Below are 15,247 nucleotides of genomic sequence, written 5' to 3'. Positions count from 1 at the left end.
GGCGGGCGCCGCTCGGGCGTCTCGCCGTTGTCTCCGGGGCGCGCGGGCGGTGCCGCGCGGTTCTCTGGTGTCCGGCGATTGTAGGACGGAACGCACGCCGCGCGCAGCGGCTGGCAAGAAACGTTAAGCGTGCTGCGCAATTTCGCAATTGCCGGCCGGCAGGCGCGCGGGCACGATCCAGCCAACCGGATTCGGCCGCGTGCGTCGTCGTCGCGACGCGCGTTGCGCTGCACCAAGACCCAGCACGGAGACGCCATGTCGTATTTCGAACACATTCCCGCGATTCGCTACGAAGGTCCGCAGTCGGACAACCCGCTGGCGTACCACTATTACGACCCCGAGAAGCGCGTGCTCGGCAAGACACTCGCCGAGCATCTGCGGATTGCCGTCTGCTACTGGCACACCTTCGTCTGGCCGGGGCACGACATCTTCGGGCAGGGCGCGTTCCAGCGGCCGTGGCAGCAGCCTGGCGACGCGCTCGAACGTGCGCGAATGAAGGCCGACGCGGCATTCGAGTTCTTCACGAAGCTCGGCACGCCTTTCTATACGTTCCACGACACCGACGTCGCACCGGAGGGCGACAGCCTGCGCGAGTACGCAGCCAATTTCGCGCGGATGGTCGACTATCTCGGCGAGCGCCAGCAGGCGAGCGGCGTGCGGTTGCTGTGGGGCACGGCGAACCTGTTCTCGCACCCGCGCTTCGCGGCGGGCGCCGCGACGAATCCGAACCCCGACGTGTTCGCGTGGGCCGCGACCCAGGTGTGCCACGCGCTCGACGCGACACACCGGCTCGGCGGCGAGAACTACGTGCTGTGGGGCGGCCGCGAAGGGTACGAGACGCTGCTCAATACCGACCTGAAGCGCGAGCGCGAGCAGTTCGCGCGTTTCCTGTCGATGGTCGTCGAGCACAAGCACCGGATCGGCTTCAAGGGTGCGCTGCTGATCGAGCCGAAACCGCAGGAGCCGACCAAGCACCAGTACGATTACGACGTCGCGACCGTGCACGGATTTCTGGTGCAGTACGGACTGCAGAACGAGATTCGCGTGAACATCGAGGCGAACCATGCGACGCTCGCCGGCCACTCGTTCCACCACGAGATCGCGAACGCGTTCGCACTCGGCGTGTTCGGCAGCGTCGACGCGAACCGCGGCGATCAGCAGAACGGCTGGGACACCGACCAGTTCCCGAACAGCGTCGAGGAACTGACGCTTGCGTTCTACGAGATCCTGCGCCACGGCGGCTTCACGACCGGCGGGATGAACTTCGACGCGAAGGTGCGGCGCCAGAGCGTCGATGCGGAAGACCTGTTCTACGGCCATGTCGGCGCGATCGACGTGCTCGCGCTCGCGCTGGAACGTGCGGCCGTACTGGTCGAGAACGACCGGCTCGATGCGCTGCGCCGGCAGCGCTACGCGCAGTGGGACGACGCGTTCGGCCGCAAGATCCTGTCGGGCGGCTATACGCTGCAGTCGCTCGCGGACGACGCGCTCGCGCGCGGCGTGGACCCGCGGCATGCGAGCGGCGCGCAGGAGCGGCTGGAGAACATCGTGAACCAGGCGATCTACGGCCTGCGCTGACGCCATGTATATCGGACTCGATCTCGGTACGTCGGGCGTGAAAGCGGTGCTGCTCGACCGCGACGGCGCGGTGCGGGCGAGCGCGAGTCGCCCGCTGACGGTGAGCCGGCCGCGGCCGCGCTGGTCCGAACAGGCGCCGCGCGACTGGTGGGACGCCGCGTGCGGCGCACTGGCCGCGCTCGTCGATGAGGCACGCGCGGGCGGCATCGATCCGCGCGCCATCGACGCGCTGGGACTGACCGGGCAGATGCACGGCGCGACACTGCTCGATGCGCAGGGCGACGTGCTGCGTCCCGCGATCCTGTGGAACGACGGCCGCGCGGATGCGGAGTGCGCGGAACTCGAGCGGCTCGCACCCGCGCTGCGCGCGGTGACAGGCAATATCGCGATGCCGGGCTTCACCGCGCCGAAGCTGCTGTGGGTGCGCCGCCACGAGCCCGACGTGTTCGCGCGCATTGCACACGTGCTGCTGCCGAAGGATTACCTGCGCTACCGGCTGACCGGCGCGTTCGCGACCGATCCGTCGGATGCCGCCGGTACGCTCTGGCTCGACGTCGCGAAGCGCGACTACGACGACACGCTGCTCGCCGCGTGCGGGCTGTCGCGCACGCAGATGCCGGTTGTGTACGAGGGCAACCGCGTAACGGGCACGCTGCTGCCGGCCGTCGCGCGCTCGCTCGGGCTGCGCGAGATTCCGGTGGTGGCCGGCGGCGGCGACAACGCGGCCGGCGCGGTGGGCGTCGGGATCGTGCGGCCCGGTGACGCGTTGCTGTCGCTCGGCACGTCGGGTGTCTATTTCGCGGTGTCGGACGGGTTTCGCGCGAACCCCGAATCGGCGGTGCACAGCTTTTGCCACGCGCTGCCCGATACATGGCATCTGATGTCGGTGATGCTGAACGCGGCCGGCTGCATCGACTTCACCGCGCAACTGGCCGGTTACGACGGCGTCGCGGCGCTGCTCGCCGATGCCGAGGCGAACGCGCGCGCCAGCCGCCCGTGGTTCCTGCCTTACCTGAGCGGCGAGCGCACGCCGCACAACGACGTGAATGCGAAGGGCGTCTTCTACGGGCTCACGCCCGATACGCAGCGCGCGGATCTCGCGAACGCAACGCTCGAAGGCGTCGGCTTCGCGTTGCTCGACGGCATCGATGCGCTGCATGCGGCCGGACTGGCGCCCGACGGCATCACGGTGATCGGCGGCGGCTCGCGCAGCGCGTACTGGACGCAGATGCTCGCCGACCTGAGCGGACGCGCGCTGACGCTGCGCGCGGGCGGCGAGGTCGGCCCGGCGCTCGGTGCCGCACGGCTCGCGCATCTCGCGCTCGAACCGGATGCATCGCTCGACGACGTGTGCCCGCAGCCGCCGATCGTCGCGGTGCGCGAGCCCGATCCCGCGCGACACGCGTGGTATCGCGATGCGCGGCGGCCGACGTTTCGCGCGCTTTACCGCGCGCTCGAACCTGTGTTTGCAACGAGCGCGTGAGCGGCGCTTCGCCGGTGCGATCCCGTGCTGTGCAGTGACTCGATGCGGGCGGCGCATTCCCGCGGCCGCCCGGTGTTCGTGAGGTTGTCCAATAACAAGGAGTGGAGACATGAAATCCGTGACGCGCCGTACCGTATTGAGTTCCCTTGCCGGCGCAGCAGCGCTGGCGCTCTTCGCGCTCGGCGCTCCGCTCGCACATGCGAGCAAGGACAAGCCCGAGATCGGCTTCTGCATCGACGACCTGCGCGTCGAGCGCTGGTCGCGCGATCGCGATTATTTCGTCGCGGCCGCGACGAAGCTCGGCGCGAAGGTGTCGGTGCAGTCGGCCGACGCGAGCGAGGAGCGACAGATTTCCCAGATAGAGAACCTGATTTCGCGCGGCGTCGACGTGATCGTGATCGTGCCGTTCAATTCGAAGACGCTCGGCAACGTCGTCGCCGAAGCGAGGAAGGCCGGCATCAAGGTCGTGTCGTACGACCGTCTGATCCTCGATGCGGACGTCGATGCGTACATCTCGTTCGACAACGAGAAGGTCGGCGAACTGCAGGCGAAGGGCGTGTTCGACGCGAAGCCGAAGGGTAACTATTTCCTGCTCGGCGGCGCGCCGACCGACAACAACGCGAAGATGCTGCGCGAGGGCCAGTTGAAGGTGCTGAAGCCGGCGATCGATCGCGGCGACATCAAGGTCGTCGGCCAGCAGTGGGTGCCCGAATGGAGCGCATCGACCGCACTGCGCATCGTCGAGGATGCGCTCACCGCGAACAACAACCGGATCGACGCGATTGTCGCGTCGAACGACGGCACCGCGGGCGGCGCGATCCAGGCGCTCGCCGCGCAGCACCTGGCCGGCAAGGTGCCGGTGTCCGGGCAGGATGCGGACCTCGCGGCGGTCAGGCGCGTGATCGCCGGCACGCAGACGATGACCGTCTACAAGCCGCTGAAGCTGATCGCGAGCGAAGCCGCGAAGCTTGCGGTCGATCTCGCGAAGGGCACGAAGCCCGCGTTCAACGCGCAGTACGACAACGGGAAGAAGAAGGTCGACACGGTGCTGCTGCAGCCCACGCTGCTGACCAAGCGCAACGTCGACGTCGTCGTGAAGGACGGCTTCTATACCCAGGCCCAGCTCGCGAGCCAATAACGGCACGACGGGCAGGATGCATGTGGCCGGCCAGGTGCGGCCGGCCGCGTGCTCACTGCGAGGCAATCAACGTATGACGGAACCCTTGCTGACGATGCGCGGCATCGTCAAGGCATTCGACGGCGTGAAGGCGCTCGACGGAATCGATCTGACCGTGCGCCCCGGCGAGTGCGTCGGGCTGTGCGGCGAGAACGGCGCCGGCAAGTCGACGCTGATGAAGGTGCTGTCGGGCGTCTACCCGCACGGCACGTGGGATGGCGAGATCCGCTGGGAAGGCGCGCCGCTCGTCGCGTCCGGCGTGCGCGACACCGAACGCGCGGGCATCGTGATCATCCACCAGGAACTGATGCTGGTGCCCGAGCTGTCGGTCGCCGAGAATATCTTCCTCGGCAACGAGATCACGCTGCCCGGCGGGCGCATGCACTACGCGGAGATGGTGCGGCGTTCCGAGGCGCTGCTGCGCGAGCTGCGGATCGACGCGATCAACGTCGCGCAGCCGGTGATGAACTACGGCGGCGGCCACCAGCAGCTGATCGAGATCGCGAAGGCGCTGAACAAGCGCGCGAAGCTGCTGATCCTCGACGAGCCGTCGTCGTCGCTGAGCGCCGCCGAGACGCGTATCCTGCTCGACATCGTGCGCGACCTGAAGCGGCGCGGCGTCGCGTGCGTGTACATCTCGCACAAGCTCGACGAAGTCGACGCGGTGTGCGACACCGTGACCGTGATCCGCGACGGCCGCCACGTCGCGACCGAGCCGATGCGCGGAATGACCACCGACCGGATCATCGCGATGATGGTTGGCCGCGAGATCCGCAACCTGTATCCGCGCGAGCCGCACGAGATCGGCGACGTCGTGCTGGACGCGCGCAACGTGACCTGTCACGACGTGGCGAACCCGCGCCGCAAGCGCGTCGACGACGTGTCGTTCAGCGTGCGGCGCGGCGAGATCCTCGGTGTCGCGGGGCTTGTCGGCGCCGGCCGCACCGAGCTGATGCAGGCGATCTTCGGCGCGTATCCGGGCGCGAGCACGGCGACCGTGCGGATGAACGGCCGGCCGCTCGCGATCCGCTCGCCGGCCGATGCGATTCGCGCGGGCATCGCGATGGTGCCCGAGGACCGCAAGCGTCACGGGATCGTGCCGCAGCTTGGCGTCGGCCACAACATCACGTTGTCGGTGCTGCGCCGTTTCGCCGCCCACGGGCGGATCGACGCGGCCGCCGAACTCGACGCGATCCGCACCGAGATGCAGCGTCTGTCGGTGCGCGCCGCGCATCCGTTCCTGCCGATCGCGAGCCTGTCCGGCGGCAACCAGCAGAAGGCCGTGCTCGCCAGGATGCTGCTGGCCGATCCGCAGGTGCTGATCCTCGACGAGCCGACGCGCGGCGTCGACGTCGGCGCGAAGGCGGAAATCTACCGGCTGATCTTTGCGCTCGCGAAACGCGGCGTCGCGCTGATCGTCGTGTCGTCCGAGCTGCCGGAAGTGCTCGGGCTCGCCGATCGTGTGCTCGTGATCGGCGAAGGCGAGCTGCGCGGCGATTTCGTCAATGACGGTCTCACGCAGGAACAGATCCTCGGCGCCGCGCTGAAATCCGCGCGGCAGCCGGCCGAACCCATTGCAGCGAGTGCCCCATGAATACCGAACTGTCTTCCTCCACCGCCGTGCCGCCGGACACCGACGCGCGCCGCACGCACGGCCATCCGCTGCGCCAGGTCTTCGTGCGCTACAAGGTGCTCGCGCTGCTGTTCGCGGTCGCGGCGATCTGGGTGTTCTTCTCGGTGCTGACCGACGGTGCGTTCGTCACGCCGCGCAACGTGTCGAACCTGCTGCGGCAGATGTCGATCACCGGGATGCTCGCGTGCGGCATGGTGTTCGTGATCATCGCGGGCGAGATCGACCTGTCGGTCGGATCGCTGCTCGGGCTGCTCGGCGGTGTCGCGGCGATCCTCGACGTCAATCGCCACTGGCCCGTGGCCGCGACGGTGCCGGCCGTGCTCGCGCTCGGCGTGCTGGTCGGATTGTTCAACGGCTGGTGGTCGACCTACCGGCGCGTGCCGTCGTTCATCGTCGGGCTGGGCGGGATGCTCGCGTTCCGCGGCATCCTGCTCGGCGTGACGGGCGGCTCGACGATCGCGCCGGTGTCCGACGGCTTCGTGTTCATCGGGCAGGGCTATCTGCCGCGCGCGGTCGGCGACGGGCTCGCGGTCCTGCTGTTCGCGCTCGTCGCGCTGCTGGTCATCCGGCAGCGCGGTACGCGGCACCGTTACCGGCTTGCGGTCGTGCCGCTGTGGCAGGACGTCGCGAAAGTCGTCGGTGCCGGGGCCGTGCTGTTCGCGTTCGTCGCGACGCTCGATCGTTACGGCGGCATTCCCGTGCCCGTGCTGCTGCTGCTCGCGCTGCTCGGCGCGTTCTCGTGGATCGCGACGCAGACCGTGTTCGGCCGGCGCATCTATGCGGTGGGTTCGAACCTGGAAGCGACGCGGTTGTCGGGCGTCGACACCGATCGTGTGAAGCTCGCGATCTTCGCGCTGATGGGGCTGATGTGCGCGTTCGCGGGCATCGTCAACACCGCGCGGCTCGCGGCCGGTTCGCCGTCGGCCGGCACGATGGGCGAGCTCGACGCGATCGCCGCGTGCTTCATCGGCGGCACGTCGATGCGCGGCGGGTCGGGCACCGTCTATGGCGCGCTGATCGGCGCGCTCGTGATGGCGAGCCTCGACAACGGGATGTCGATGCTCGACGTCGACGCATACTGGCAGATGATCGTCAAGGGCGGGGTGTTGGTGCTGGCGGTGTGGATCGACGTGGTGTCGCGTTCGAACCGGCGGTGACGGGCGGTGCGGGCGCGATCGCCGCTTGCGCAGGCGCCGGGCGGCGGCGCCCGCCGTTCTACCTGGCATCCGCCTTGACGAAATCGACGAACGCGCGCAGCGGAGCCGGTACGAAACGCCGCCCCGGGTAATACAGATACGGGCCCGAGAACGGTCGCCACCATTCGCCGAGCACAGGCTCGAGCGCGCCGCTCGCGAGGTGCGGACGAAGCCAGTCTTCGAAAAGATGCACGATGCCGAGCCCGGCACAGGCGGCGTCCACGACGAGATCGACGGCGCCGCCGATCTGCACGACGAGCGGGCCCGACGGCTGCACCCGGACCACTTCGCCGTCGCGCTCGTACTCCCACGCCGGCATCGCGCCGCTCGCGAACCGGCCGCGCAGGCACGCGTGATCGAGCAGATCGCGTGGATGTGCCGGACGGCCGCGCCGCGCGAGATAGGCGGGCGCCGCGGCGGTGGCGAAGCGTTGCGTACGCGGGCCGATGGGCACGGCGATCATGTCCTGTTCGAGGCGCTCGTCGTAACGGATGCCCGCGTCGCAGCCGGCCGCGAGGATATCGACGAAGTTTTCGTCGGCCACGACCTCGAGCCGGATCTCCGGATACGCGTCGAGAAAGCGCGGAACGATGGACGGCAGCACGAGCCGCGCCGCGCTCATCGGCACATTGAGCTTCAGCGTGCCGACCGGTCGCTCGCGGAACGTGTTCACCACGTCGAGCGCCGCCTCCACCTCGCTCAGTGCCGGCGCGAGCCGCGCGAGCAGGCGCTCCCCGGCTTCGGTCGGCGACACGCTGCGCGTCGTGCGGTGCAGCAGCCGCACGCCGAGTTGCGCCTCCAGCCGGCGCACGGCTTCGCTGAGACCGGATGCGCTCGCGCCGACCATGCGCGCACCTTCGCGAAAGCCCTTCGCCCGTGCCACCGCCACGAACGCGTTCAGATCGCCCAGATCGACTTGCATTGTTCGCCTTTTCGTACAGGTCGTGCGGATTATGACCGGTTATCGCGCAGCGCGACACGGCGTAACCTGCGGCCACGCATTCGATACAGGAGCACGATCATGTCCCCCATTGTTCAGTCCGGCACGTATTCCGTCGCGGGCCGACGCGTTCACCGCATCGGCTATGGCGCGATGCAACTGGCCGGCCCCGGCGTGTTCGGTCCGCCGAAGGATCGCGACGCGGCGCTCGCCGTCTTGCGTGAAGCCGTCGCATCGGGCGTCGACCACATCGACACGAGCGACTTTTACGGCCCGCATGTGACGAACCAGCTGATTCGCGAAGCGTTGCATCCGTATCGCGACGACCTGCTGATCGTGACCAAGGTCGGCGCGAAGCGCGGCGACGACGGTTCCTGGCTGCCGGCGTTTTCCGGCGAAGCGCTCGCCGCAGCCGTGCAAGACAACCTGCGCAACCTCGGTCTCGACGTGCTCGACGTGGTCAACCTGCGGATCATGTTCGACACGCACGGCCCGGCAGAAGGCTCGATCGAGGCGCCGCTGTCCGCGCTGGCCGAACTGCAGCGGCAGGGCCTCGTGCGGCACATCGGGCTGAGCAACGTCACGGCCGCGCAGATCGCCGAAGGGCGCCGGATCTGCGACATCGTGTGCGTGCAGAACCATTACAACCTGGCGCACCGGGACGACGACGATCTCGTCGATGCGCTCGCGGGCGACGGCATCGCCTACGTCCCGTACTTTCCGCTCGGCGGCTTCAATCCGTTGCAGTCGTCCACGCTCGACGCGATCGCGGCCCGGCTCGGTGCGACGCCGATGCAGACCGCGCTCGCGTGGCTGCTGCAGCGCGCGCCGAACATCCTGCTGATTCCGGGGACGTCGTCCGTCGCGCATCTGCGCGAGAATCTCGCCGCCGGTGGGTTGGTGTTGCCGGAGGACGCCGTGCGCGAACTCGACGGTGTCGCGTCCGTCCGCGGTTGAGGCTGGCGCGTGACTCAGCGTGCCTGACCCAACTGTTCGTCGATTGTCCGGGTCAGCGGTGACTGGACATCGCCGGTGTGCTTCGTCTGCACGGGCTCGATCAGCACGATCCAGCATTCGTCGTTGGCGACGGGGTTGTGCCGTTTGCCGCGCGGTACGACATGCATCGAGCCGGCGGGCAAGTCGACGGCGCGCCCGCCTTCATACTCGATCCTGAGGTGCCCGCGCACGACGAAGAACAGCTCGTCTTCGAGCGCATGGTCGTGCCACACGAGCTGGCCACGGACCTTTGCGACTTTCACGTACTGATCGTTGACCTGCGCGACGACCTTGGGCGACCAGTATTCGGACACATCCGCGAAAGCAGCCTCGAGGTCGAACGATTCGGCAAACGGAACGGCGGGGAGGGACATCGCGTCTCCAGATGCGGTTGCGTGTATGCGGGAAGCGCTACTTTTCCGATTATCGATGCGTCGGGAAAGCCGATTATATTGGCGCTGCCGCGGCGCTGCGAGCGCGCTACGACCGGTCGCGGTTGCGCGCGCGTGTCGCCCCCGTGATCACGGCGATGCCGAGCAGAATGACGGCCACGATCTCGATGATGTGCTGCGACACATGCAGCGTCGTCAGTCCCCAGGCCACGCCGCCGATGAAAATGATCCATCCGGCCAGGTAGATAAGCAGGGTCATCGTTCTTCTCCTTGCGGTTCGAGTTCATCGCGCGGGCTGCTGTCGCGGGGGCGGCCGTCTTGTCCGGCGGCCGCATCGATGCTCGCAGTCCAGTGGATACCGTCGCGATGAGCAATGCACGTTCCCGCGCACGGCACGCGAATTGCTCCGGTGGCCGCTCGGCCGCTCGCGCCGGTGGCGAGCGAAATCGATGCGTTGCCGCCGGCCCCGCGCGCGGCGGCACCGGCGGGCCGCCTTGTGCCGCAGCGGCGCGCTCGCCGTCAGGCCAGCACGGCGACGCCGTCGGCTGCCCGCACGCCGTGGCCGGCATCGAGCACGAACAACGGATTGATTTCGGCTTCGACGAGCCGCGCGCCGAGCTGGCGCGCCATCCGCGAGAACGCGACGAGCGCGTCGGCGAGCGCGTCGACGTCCGCCTTCGGACGGCCGCGATATCCGTCCAGCAACGGCCACGTGCGAAGCGCGCGGATCATGTCGAGCGCGTCGTCGCGCGACAGCGGCGCGTCCTCCGGCAGCATCCGCAACACCGTGTCGTTGAATATCTCCGCGGTCACGCCGCCCATCCCGAGCAGGATCGCGATGCCGAGCGGGTCGCGATGCAGGCCGACGATCATCTCGACGCCGCCCGCAATCATTTCCTGCACGAGGAACGCGTCCGGCACGAACCCCGCGCCAGTCTCGACGTCGGCACGCATGCGTCCGAGCCGTTCGCCGATCGCATCGGCATGCACGCCGACCGCGACGCCGCCAATGTCGCTCTTGTGCGTGACGCGGTTCGACAGCAGTTTCAGCACCACGCGATCGCCGAGATGCCGTGCCGCCTGCTCGGCATCCTCGGCATTGCGCACGACGCGCTCGCGCACGGGCGTCACGCCGAAGCGTGCGAACAGCGCCTTCGCCTGCGCTTCGTCGAGCGGCCCGCGCGGCAGGTCCGGCACGTCGATGCCGGTTGCCGCGCCAACCGCATCGAGCGTGGGCGCGGCCGCCCGCGCGCGCCAGCGGCCGGCGTCCCGCATCGCGACCATCGCGCTCGCGACGCTCTCGGGCGACACGAACGCCGGCACGCCGAGGCGGTTCATCGCATGCGTGACGGCCGGCGCATGCGGGCTCACGAACGCGACCACCGGCTTGTCGGTGCCGGGCAACGCATCGCGCACGGCGCCGGCCATCAGCTCGGGCATGCCGATGCTCGACGAACCCGCGATCACGGCGACTGCGTCGTATGAAGGGCTGGCCGCGAGCGTCTCGATCGCGCGGCGCAGCAGCTCGGGCTGCAGGCCGGCGAGCGTCACGTCGATCGGATTGCGGTCGAGCACCGCGTGATCGCCGGACTGCAGCGCGCGTAGCGCGGCAGCCGTGTCCGCATCGGGCGCCGGCGTGTCGAAGCCGGCCAGCCCCAGGTTGTCCGCGACGAGCGTGCCCGCGCCGCCGGTCGACGTGAGAATCGCGACGCGCGTGCCGCGCAGCGTGCGGCCGGCCGCGAAGGCGTTCGGCATGTCGAGCAGATCGCCGAACGTCTGCGCGCGAATCACGCCCGCGTCGCGGAACAGCGCGTCGTACATCCGGTCCTCGCCGGCGAGCGCGCCGGTGTGCGAGACGGCCGAGCGCGCGCCGGACTCCGATCGTCCGATCTTGTACACGACGATCGGCTTGCCCGCACGCGCCGCGTGGCGCGCGGCCGCGCGAAACCGCGCGGGATCGCGCAGCCCTTCGAGGTACAGCGCGATCACGGAGGTTGCATCGTCGTCGATGAAGTAATCGATGAAGTCGCTCACGTCGAGATCGACTTCGTTGCTGGTCGACACGAGCTTCGACAGGCCGATGCCGCGATCGGCGGCGCGCGACAGCAGCGCACCCAGAATGCCGCCGCTCTGCGACACGACGCTCACGCCGCCGACGGCGAAGCCGTCGGTGTCCAGCGCGCCGCTCGCGGACAACGTGACGCGATCCGTGAGGTTGACGACGCCGATCGTGTTCGGCCCGAGCACCCGCATCGAGCCGGCCGCCTCTTTCAGTTGTGCCTGGCGGCGTGCGCCGGCTTCGCCGGTTTCGGCGTAGCCGCTCGCGAGCACGATCGCGGCGGCGGTCCCGCGTTTCGCAAGCGCCTCGACCGCGACGTGCGCGCGCTCGGCGCCGAGCAGCACGATGCCGACGTCGGGTGCGTGCGGCAGCGCTTCGACGTCCTCGTAGCAGCGCAGGCCGGCAATCGACGGATAGCGCGGATTGACCGGGTAGATGTCTCCCCCGAACCCGTGTTTTTGCAAGTAGGCGATGGGTCGGCCGGCGGTCTTCGCGGGATCGGCGGACGCGCCGATGACGGCGACGCGGGCCGGCCGCATCAATTTTTCGATGGCGTTCATCGGAGGCTCCTGTCGGCGCTCAGCGCACGTTGTCGAGGAATGCGCGCACGGCATCGCGGTGCTCGCGGCTCGTGTAGCAGATCGCTTGCGCCTGGCTGCCTTGCGACAGCACCTGCGCGGCCGACAGTTCGTAGCTCTGGTTCAGGATCGCCTTGCCGAGCGCGAGCGCGGTGGGCGAGCCCTGGATCAGCTCGCTCGCCCACGCGGTGGCGTCGGCGAGCAGCGTGTCGGGCGCGCTGATCCGGTCGGCGATGCCCAGCGCGTGCGCCTCGCGTGCGTCGACCTTGCGACCGCTGAAAATCAGGTCCTTGGCGGCCGCGAGCCCGACCCGCCGCGGCAGGAAATACAGGCCGCCGCCGTCGGGAATCAGTCCGCGCTTGATGTAGCTCCACACGAACGTCGCCGCTTCCGAGGCGATCACGAAATCGCACGACAGCGCCATGTCGGCGCCGAGCCCGGCCGCGGCACCATTGACGGCCGCGATCGTCGGCTTCGGCATCGCATGCAGCAGCGTGACCGCATGGTGGACGCGCTGCTGGCGAGACCAGCCGTTGAACGCGACCTCGTCGGCCGGCGCGTCCATGCGCTGCGCCATGCCGGTGATGTCGCCGCCCGCGCAGAAGCCCTTGCCGCTGCCGGTGACGATGACGGCGCGAACTTCCGGTGCGCGGGCGAGCGAATCGAGCGCTTCGATGAGCTCGGTGCGCATCGCGTCGCTGACGGCGTTACGCTTGTCGGGGCGATTCAGGGTAAGGGTCGCGATGTTCGATTGAATCGTGACGTCGATGGTTTGCATGGTTTCTTCCTGCGTCGAAAACGAGCGGTGCGATGAACCGGCGGTGCGGGGCACATGGCCGATCCGGGTGCTGCAAGCGTAGCGCGGCGCCATGCGGCTGCCATCGACCTGGTTTCACTGAATGAAACTGTCAGGTGATCCGTGGTTGTTTCATTCAGTGAAACAGCGCGGTTGCGGCTCGCCGCCAGCCGCCGATAATCGATTTCACCGCGACCGGATGAAAATACCGATTCGGTGTCGCGGGGCATTCAACAAGACTGGAGACAAGATGCAACACGCCATTGCAACGGAACCGCTCGAGCGAAGCGGCGCCGATCGGCCGGCACTCGACGCCGTATATGCGAAGGTCACGAAACGGCTGCTGCCGTTCCTGTTCGTCTGCTACGTGTTTGCGTATATCGATCGCGCCAACATCGGCTTCGCCCATCTGCAATTCTCGCGGGACATCGGGCTGACCGAAGCGGCGTTCGGCTTCGGCGTCGGCCTGTTCTACGTCGGTTACATGCTGTTCGAGGTGCCGAGCAACCTGTGGCTTGCGCGGGTCGGCGTGCGCAAGACGCTGATGCGGATCATGGCGCTGTGGGGGCTTGTATCGGCGGGGACAGCGTTCGTGCAGACGCCCACGCAGTTCTACATCGCGCGCGTGCTGCTCGGCGTCGCGGAGGCCGGCTTCTTCCCGGGCATCATCCTGTATTTCACGTACTGGTTCCCGTCGGCGCGCCGCGCACGCGTCACCGCGCTGTTCATGACGGCGATCTGCGTATCGGGCATCGTCAGCGGCCCGGTGTCCGGTTTCATCCTGAACAACCTGTCGGGCGCGCTTCACCTGAAGGGCTGGCAGTGGCTCTTCGTGATCGAGGGGTTGCCGTCGGTCGTGGCCGGCTTGTTCGCGTACCTGTATTTGACCGATCGTCCCGAGCAGGCGACATGGTTGAGCGCGGACGAGAAGGCGCTGCTGCTGCGCGAACTCGAACATGATGCGGCGCTGAAGGCATCGCAAGCGCACGGCTCGATCTGGGATGCACTGAAGGAGCCGAAATTCTATTTCCTGACGTTCGCGTATTTCAGCGTGCCGTGGGCGAGCATCGTCGTGCACGTGTGGGCGCCGAGCGTGATTCGCAAGAGCGGCATCACGAACTTCTGGTACATCGGGCTGCTGTCGGCGATCCCCTACGTGTTCGGCGCGGTCGCGATGTATCTGCTCGGCCGGCATTCCGACCGCAAGCTCGAACGGCGCTGGCATTTCATGGGCAGCGCCGTCATGGCGGCGCTCGGCGTCGCGCTGCTGCCCGCCGCGGCCGCGCAACCGGCTGCGCTCATCGTGCTGCTCTGCATCGCGACGGCCGGCTATCTCGGGATGCTGTCGCTGTTCTGGACGATTCCGCCCGCGTATCTGTCGAGCACCGTGGCCGCGAGCGGGATTGGCCTGATCAGCAGTCTGGGCCAGTTCGGCGGCATTGCGGCACCGTCGGTGATCGGCTACACGTCGACCCAATTCGGCAGCAGCGCGATCGGCCTCTACACGGTCGCGATCGTGTCGGTGCTCGGCGGGCTCGCCGTCGTGCTCGGCATCCCGGCGCGCGCGATTCGCGAACGCTGATGCAGGGGGGGAGCCGATCGTCGCGTCAGCTGTCGAGGCGCAGCGTCGCGACGACGATGTCGTCGCGCAATGCGAGCAATGCCGCCGACAGGCGGGCGGCGACGGCTGACGGGGCATCGAGCGTACGCACGCTGAAGTTGAGCGCGAGCGTGCGGTGGCCCGCAATCTCGAGCGGCGTCGCGAGCGCGACGACTTCCGGCTGCCAGCTCGCGACGCAGAATCCTTGCGCGCGCACCGCTGCGACGGCGTCGTCGATCTCGGCACGGATGCGCGGCCACGATGCGCGATGCGGTTCGAGTTCGGCGAGTTGACGCGCGTAATCGGCGCCCGGCAGCGACGCAAGAAACGCGCGGCCGAGCGACGTCAGCGCCATCGGCACGCGCTGGCCGCTGACGACGGTGCGAAGCGACGCACGCGGGCTGTAGCGGATCGATTCGAGGTAGACCATGTCGTCGCGGTCGGGGCCGGCGATGCCGACGTTGATGTGCAGCGCCTGGGCCGTCTCGCGCAGCCGCGGCGCGGCCGCCTGCAGCACCGTCGAACCGCTCCTGAGCGCATGTGCGAGGCCGAGCACCGGCAATCCGAGCCGGTAGCCGCGATGCACGGGATCGTGTTCGAGATAGCCGGCTTCGACGAGCGTGCGGGCGAGCCGGGTGACGGTGGCCTTCGGCAGGCCCGTGAGTTCGACGAGGTCGCCGTTGCCGAGCAGCGTCGCGCCGGAGCCGAACGCGCGCAGCACGTCGAGCCCGCGTTCGAGCGAGCGGTTCGAGACCGTCGACGACGGGCCGCGTTCGGTTGCGTCTGACGAGTGCGACGGGCGGGATTCACGCATGGTGC

Annotated in this window: 13 protein-coding genes; 7 read left to right on the top strand and 6 right to left on the bottom strand. The window is 68.6% G+C overall.

Annotated elements, in window-relative coordinates:
- Positions 1-255: 255 nt before the first annotated feature.
- The 5 genes from xylA to LGM71_RS23900 all read left to right on the top strand — a co-directional run bounded on the left by xylA (position 256) and on the right by LGM71_RS23900 (position 7,028).
- Positions 256-1,578: a xylose isomerase gene (gene xylA, locus LGM71_RS23920; RefSeq protein ID WP_124901890.1), complete on the top strand. Its 1,323-nt coding sequence runs from the start codon at positions 256-258 to the stop codon at positions 1,576-1,578.
- Between the two features lie 4 nt (positions 1,579-1,582).
- Positions 1,583-3,061: a xylulokinase gene (xylB, locus tag LGM71_RS23915; protein ID WP_226116756.1), complete on the top strand. Its 1,479-nt coding sequence runs from the start codon at positions 1,583-1,585 to the stop codon at positions 3,059-3,061.
- A 109-nt stretch (positions 3,062-3,170) separates the two neighbouring features.
- On the top strand, positions 3,171-4,199 hold the full coding sequence (gene xylF / locus LGM71_RS23910; protein ID WP_059599639.1) for a D-xylose ABC transporter substrate-binding protein: 1,029 nt from the start codon (positions 3,171-3,173) through the stop codon (positions 4,197-4,199).
- Positions 4,200-4,272: 73 nt separating this feature from the next.
- On the top strand, positions 4,273-5,832 hold the full coding sequence (xylG, locus tag LGM71_RS23905) for a D-xylose ABC transporter ATP-binding protein (RefSeq protein ID WP_059599638.1): 1,560 nt from the start codon (positions 4,273-4,275) through the stop codon (positions 5,830-5,832).
- Complete coding sequence (locus LGM71_RS23900) at positions 5,829-7,028, top strand: sugar ABC transporter permease (protein WP_226116754.1); 1,200 nt, start codon at positions 5,829-5,831, stop codon at positions 7,026-7,028. Before xylG ends, LGM71_RS23900 begins: the two co-directional genes overlap by 4 nt.
- A 58-nt stretch (positions 7,029-7,086) precedes the next feature.
- On the opposite strand, the gene LGM71_RS23895 is transcribed toward LGM71_RS23900, so the two are convergent.
- Positions 7,087-7,989 (bottom strand): LysR family transcriptional regulator, encoded by a 903-nt coding sequence (locus LGM71_RS23895; protein ID WP_226116752.1) that lies wholly within the window; start codon positions 7,987-7,989, stop codon positions 7,087-7,089.
- A 99-nt stretch (positions 7,990-8,088) separates the two neighbouring features.
- Between LGM71_RS23895 and LGM71_RS23890 the strand changes: the two genes are divergently transcribed.
- Positions 8,089-8,964, top strand: coding sequence for an aldo/keto reductase family oxidoreductase (locus LGM71_RS23890; protein ID WP_226116750.1), 876 nt, complete (start codon positions 8,089-8,091; stop codon positions 8,962-8,964).
- 14 nt (positions 8,965-8,978) lie between these two features.
- On the opposite strand, the gene LGM71_RS23885 is transcribed toward LGM71_RS23890, so the two are convergent.
- The 4 genes from LGM71_RS23885 to LGM71_RS23870 all read right to left on the bottom strand — a co-directional run bounded on the left by LGM71_RS23885 (position 8,979) and on the right by LGM71_RS23870 (position 12,810).
- A complete protein-coding gene (locus tag LGM71_RS23885) occupies positions 8,979-9,377 on the bottom strand; it encodes a cupin domain-containing protein (RefSeq protein ID WP_226116748.1) in 399 nt (132 codons plus the stop codon).
- Positions 9,378-9,483: 106 nt separating this feature from the next.
- Positions 9,484-9,654: a hypothetical protein gene (locus tag LGM71_RS23880; protein WP_185633809.1), complete on the bottom strand. Its 171-nt coding sequence runs from the start codon at positions 9,652-9,654 to the stop codon at positions 9,484-9,486.
- A gap of 260 nt (positions 9,655-9,914) precedes the next feature.
- Positions 9,915-12,014: an acetate--CoA ligase family protein gene (locus LGM71_RS23875; protein ID WP_226116746.1), complete on the bottom strand. Its 2,100-nt coding sequence runs from the start codon at positions 12,012-12,014 to the stop codon at positions 9,915-9,917.
- Between the two features lie 19 nt (positions 12,015-12,033).
- A complete protein-coding gene (locus tag LGM71_RS23870) occupies positions 12,034-12,810 on the bottom strand; it encodes an enoyl-CoA hydratase/isomerase family protein (RefSeq protein WP_124627493.1) in 777 nt (258 codons plus the stop codon).
- A gap of 268 nt (positions 12,811-13,078) precedes the next feature.
- Between LGM71_RS23870 and LGM71_RS23865 the strand changes: the two genes are divergently transcribed.
- Positions 13,079-14,410: an MFS transporter gene (locus LGM71_RS23865; RefSeq protein ID WP_124901897.1), complete on the top strand. Its 1,332-nt coding sequence runs from the start codon at positions 13,079-13,081 to the stop codon at positions 14,408-14,410.
- A gap of 25 nt (positions 14,411-14,435) precedes the next feature.
- Here the strand turns inward: LGM71_RS23865 and LGM71_RS23860 are convergent, their stop codons facing one another.
- A complete protein-coding gene (locus tag LGM71_RS23860; RefSeq protein ID WP_226116744.1) occupies positions 14,436-15,242 on the bottom strand; it encodes an IclR family transcriptional regulator in 807 nt (268 codons plus the stop codon).
- Positions 15,243-15,247 lie beyond the last annotated feature (5 nt).

It is taken from the genome of Burkholderia sp. AU33545 (assembly GCF_020419685.1).
Lineage (GTDB): Bacteria > Pseudomonadota > Gammaproteobacteria > Burkholderiales > Burkholderiaceae > Burkholderia > Burkholderia diffusa.
The sequence above is the reverse complement of the archived record's forward strand: the minus strand, read 5'-3'. Positions and strand labels throughout refer to the sequence as shown.

Coding starts and splice junctions, on each gene's coding strand:
- xylA (WP_124901890.1), top strand. CDS start 256: ATGTCGTATTTCGAACACATTCCCGCGATTCGCTACGAAGGTCCGCAG.
- xylB (WP_226116756.1), top strand. CDS start 1,583: ATGTATATCGGACTCGATCTCGGTACGTCGGGCGTGAAAGCGGTGCTG.
- xylF (WP_059599639.1), top strand. CDS start 3,171: ATGAAATCCGTGACGCGCCGTACCGTATTGAGTTCCCTTGCCGGCGCA.
- xylG (WP_059599638.1), top strand. CDS start 4,273: ATGACGGAACCCTTGCTGACGATGCGCGGCATCGTCAAGGCATTCGAC.
- LGM71_RS23900 (WP_226116754.1), top strand. CDS start 5,829: ATGAATACCGAACTGTCTTCCTCCACCGCCGTGCCGCCGGACACCGAC.
- LGM71_RS23895 (WP_226116752.1), bottom strand. CDS start 7,989: ATGCAAGTCGATCTGGGCGATCTGAACGCGTTCGTGGCGGTGGCACGG.
- LGM71_RS23890 (WP_226116750.1), top strand. CDS start 8,089: ATGTCCCCCATTGTTCAGTCCGGCACGTATTCCGTCGCGGGCCGACGC.
- LGM71_RS23885 (WP_226116748.1), bottom strand. CDS start 9,377: ATGTCCCTCCCCGCCGTTCCGTTTGCCGAATCGTTCGACCTCGAGGCT.
- LGM71_RS23880 (WP_185633809.1), bottom strand. CDS start 9,654: ATGACCCTGCTTATCTACCTGGCCGGATGGATCATTTTCATCGGCGGC.
- LGM71_RS23875 (WP_226116746.1), bottom strand. CDS start 12,014: ATGAACGCCATCGAAAAATTGATGCGGCCGGCCCGCGTCGCCGTCATC.
- LGM71_RS23870 (WP_124627493.1), bottom strand. CDS start 12,810: ATGCAAACCATCGACGTCACGATTCAATCGAACATCGCGACCCTTACC.
- LGM71_RS23865 (WP_124901897.1), top strand. CDS start 13,079: ATGCAACACGCCATTGCAACGGAACCGCTCGAGCGAAGCGGCGCCGAT.
- LGM71_RS23860 (WP_226116744.1), bottom strand. CDS start 15,242: ATGCGTGAATCCCGCCCGTCGCACTCGTCAGACGCAACCGAACGCGGC.